Origin of the sequence: Enterobacter sp. R-1.6.2, from assembly GCF_035064085.1 — a bacterium.
Lineage (GTDB): Bacteria > Pseudomonadota > Gammaproteobacteria > Enterobacterales > Enterobacteriaceae > Enterobacter > Enterobacter asburiae_B.
Genome location: NZ_JASEYI010000070.1, coordinates 1 through 3,511 on the forward strand (window position 1 = coordinate 1; position 3,511 = coordinate 3,511).

Sequence of the window (3,511 nt, forward strand, 5' to 3'; positions counted from 1 at the left end):
TGGCTGTAATTATGACGACGCCGAGTCCCGACCAGACTGCATAAGCAACACCGACAGGGATGGATTTCAGAACCAGAGAAAGAAAATAAAATGCGATGCCATAACCGATTATGACAACGGCGGAAGGGGCAAGCTTAGTAAAGCCCTCGCTAGATTTTAATGCGGATGTTGCGATTACTTCGCCAACTATTGCGATAACAAGAAAAAGCCAGCCTTTCATGATATATCTCCCAATTTGTGTAGGGCTTATTATGCACGCTTAAAAATAATAAAAGCAGACTTGACCTGATAGTTTGGCTGTGAGCAATTATGTGCTTAGTGCATCTAACGCCGCCATAAACGGCGACAGGGTGGCGCGCCTATTGCGCATAAAATGGCGAAGCCATGCGCAACAGGCGCGGAATCTCTGGCGTCCGGTTTGATGGCTTTGTTATGCAAAGGACTAGTCTTCAATGACGTGTAAACCACGGCGCTTTAAGTCCTCCAACGAATCCAACATTCCCCTTATTAATTCAACAGGATGCCCCTCCCAGTCTTCAACAACGCCAACAATTCTCAAGGGTTCGCAGGTTCTATAGGACTGTGTTGGATTACCGGGAAATCTTTTGTTCGTAAGATTCGGATCGTCTTCGAACGGTCCTGTTGGCTCAACTATGTATATGTAGCCGCGACCCTCGAGGCCAGACAGTGACATAGCAAGTTCAGCTCCCCAAACTGCTGGCTCCATCAAGGCTGAAAAGTAGATGTGCTTAAGAATACGACCGTCCTCGAAATGAGAGATGAACCCTGTGGTTAGCAAGTCACCAATCGCCAAATTGGCTTTGGTTCCATGATAGAACGGTCCTTGCACCTGCTTGTAATTATCATGAGAGATGGGAATCCAATCTTTTACCATTTTAAGACCCTTAATTGTTGGGATTTGGCTGCATAACGCCTGAAATAAGCCGTGCCGCGAAGCGGCATCGGCTTGATTGAATTGTTAGACGGCAAACTCGAGCCAATACTTGTGCAGGCCAACAATATTAGACGAGCACAGCATGGGCATTGCCGCTTTGATCTTCTCCAGTGACCAATTCCACCACTCCATCTCCAGAAGCAATGAAATTTCCTCATCGGTGAAGCGTTTCTTAATCTTCTTAGCGGGATTGCCGCCAACGATAGCGTAAGGCTCCACATCTTTTGTCACCAACGAGCGGCTGCCTATCACCGCACCGTGCCCGATCTTGATTCCGGGCATGACCATTGCCTCAGAGCCGATCCAAACGTCATTGCCAATGACAGTATTACCTGCTTTTTGGAAGGCATCGAGTGCGCTTGAGAATGCAGGTTCTTCCTGCATATAAAAGAACGGGAAAGATGATGCCCAGTCGTACCGATGCCCCTGATTGCCAGCCATGATAAAGGAAGCCCCACTCCCGATAGAGCAGAAACTACCGATGATCAACTTATCAACGTCATCACGGTCCGGAAACAGATACCGTGCGCAGTCATCGAATGAGTGCCCATGATAGTAGCCAGAGTAATAGCTGTACCGCCCAACTTTGATATTGGGGTTCTTCACTTGCTCAGAAAGCAGCTTGCCTTTGAAGGGGCTATCAAAGTAGTTGGTCATAAGAGATCCCGCGGTCTGTGACTTTGCCGTCTAACGTTTGAAATAAGGGGCGCCGAGCGCCAGCGAGGGGAGCCAAAAGCTTGCTTTTGGCCGTCCCGACTTGATTGAAGGGTTGGGCGATTTTGCCATTAGATTTTTTATAAATTTAGTGTGTTTAGAATGGTGATCGCATTTTTCTTGGCTTTTATGCTTGATGTTAAATTCGACCCCAAGTTTCCTGTAAGTGCGGACACAAAAACATATTTATGTCCTGATTTGCTTATAATAAACCCTTCAAACCATCCGTTTTGTAAGGTTCTATTTGCTGTGAATCCTGCACCAGTTTTCCCATACAGTTTTGTACTATTATCCAGATCTTGTAGATACATGTTCTCTATGGTGTTTTCTATGGCTGAGTTTTTAACTGGGAGATTGTGATTAATAATTTTACGCAGGAATTGAATTTGTTCTTCTGGTGAAATTTTTAAGCTACTTTCGAGCCATGCTTCTGTTAATCCGTTGTTTCTTTCTTTATCTCCAGAGAAGTCTTGATTTCCATAATCAAAATCTTTGAGATAATTCTTGATTTTATTTAATCCAATTTTTTGGGTTATTTCTTGCGAAACCCAAACAACAGAAAATTGCATCCACGTCTTTGGTGTATGATTGCTGTTCCAGATCTCCATTCCTTTGGGGGTTTTATCCCATTTGAATATGGTTTTCTGATCTATTATTTCCGCATCAAATGCCATAAGTGATAATGCGATCTTGAAAGTTGAATCTGGTGCCATTTGCGTTGCACACTTTGCTTTATTGAATTGAGCAATTTCAGCGTTTGTGGATGCATCGTAAAGTAAAAAACAACCTTCAGTTCCTTCAAATAATGGAGATGCAACAGTAGAGATATCTGTTGATGCACTGGCGCTGCTGTAGATAATATTTGCAATTATTAAAAAAATAGCGAAGTTGATATGTATTGTGTTTTTCATAATAAGTATTGGTTTGGTAAAGGGCTTAATTTTAACGGCTAACAATTAATGAGGCTCCGGGTTCGCCCAACGTTTGACATGAGGGGCGGCCAAGGGCGCCAGCCCTTGGACGTCCCCCTCGATGGAAGGGTTAGGCATCACTGCGTGTTCGCTCGAATGCCTGGCGTGTTTGAACCATGTACACGGCTGGACCATATGGGGTGGTTACGGTACCTTGCCTCTCAAACCCCGCTTTCTCGTAGCATCGGATCGCTCGCAAGTTGCTCGGCGACGGGTCCGTTTGGATCTTGGTGACCTCGGGATCATTGAACAGCAACTCAACCAGAGCTCGAACCAGCTTGGTTCCCAAGCCTTTGCCCAGTTGTGATGCATTCGCCAGTAACTGGTCTATTCCGCGTACTCCTGGATCGGTTTCTTCTTCCCACCTTCCGTCCCCGCTTCCAAGAGCAACGTACGACTGGGCATACCCAATCGGCTCTCCATTCAGCATTGCAATGTATGGAGTGACGGACTCTTGCGCTAAAACGCTTGGCAAGTACTGTTCCTGTACGTCAGCAAGTGTCGGGCGTGCTTCTTCTCCGCCCCACCACTCGACGATATGAGATCGATTTAGCCACTCATAGAGCATCGCAAGGTCATGCTCAGTCATGAGGCGCAGTGTGACGGAATCGTTGCTGTTGGTCACGATGCTGTACTTTGTGATGCCTAACTTTGTTTTTGCGTTGCTCATGATGTCTAACTCCCAATTTGTGTAGGGCTTATTATGCACGCTTAAAAATAATAAAAGCAGACTTGACCTGATAGTTTGGCTGTGAGCAATTATGTGCTTAGTGCATCTAACTTTACAGCTTACCAACCGAACAGGCTTATGTCCACTGGGTTCGTGCCTTCATCCGTTTCCACGGTGTGCGTCACCCGGCAACCTTGGGCA

The 3,511-nt window shown here is 45.9% G+C and carries 5 protein-coding genes and 1 pseudogene; 1 reads left to right on the plus strand and 5 read right to left on the minus strand.

Annotation, left to right across the window (positions count from 1 at the left end; genetic code table 11):
- The 5 genes from QMN93_RS25600 to QMN93_RS25620 form a co-directional block, all read right to left on the minus strand.
- Positions 1–220, minus strand: a 220-nt coding sequence (locus QMN93_RS25600) for a multidrug efflux SMR transporter (protein WP_001981783.1), incomplete at its 3' end; no start/stop codon positions are given.
- Between the two features lie 222 nt (positions 221–442).
- Positions 443–895, minus strand: a complete 453-nt coding sequence (locus QMN93_RS25605; RefSeq protein ID WP_001749986.1) for an NAD(+)--rifampin ADP-ribosyltransferase Arr-3 — start codon at positions 893–895, stop codon at positions 443–445.
- Positions 896–979: 84 nt separating this feature from the next.
- The gene (locus QMN93_RS25610; protein WP_000186237.1) at positions 980–1,612 is read right to left on the minus strand and encodes a type B-3 chloramphenicol O-acetyltransferase CatB3; all 633 of its coding nucleotides are present in this window, start codon (positions 1,610–1,612) and stop codon (positions 980–982) included.
- A 137-nt stretch (positions 1,613–1,749) separates the two neighbouring features.
- The gene (locus QMN93_RS25615; protein ID WP_001334766.1) at positions 1,750–2,580 is read right to left on the minus strand and encodes an oxacillin-hydrolyzing class D beta-lactamase OXA-1; all 831 of its coding nucleotides are present in this window, start codon (positions 2,578–2,580) and stop codon (positions 1,750–1,752) included.
- A gap of 130 nt (positions 2,581–2,710) precedes the next feature.
- Positions 2,711–3,265 carry a fluoroquinolone-acetylating aminoglycoside 6'-N-acetyltransferase AAC(6')-Ib-cr5 gene (locus QMN93_RS25620; RefSeq protein WP_063840321.1) on the minus strand — a complete coding sequence of 185 codons (555 nt, stop codon included), beginning with the start codon at positions 3,263–3,265 and terminating at the stop codon, positions 2,711–2,713.
- Between the two features lie 155 nt (positions 3,266–3,420).
- Here QMN93_RS25620 and QMN93_RS25625 point away from each other — a divergent pair.
- A pseudogene (locus QMN93_RS25625) lies at positions 3,421–3,511 on the plus strand (phage integrase N-terminal SAM-like domain-containing protein); the annotation flags it as partial.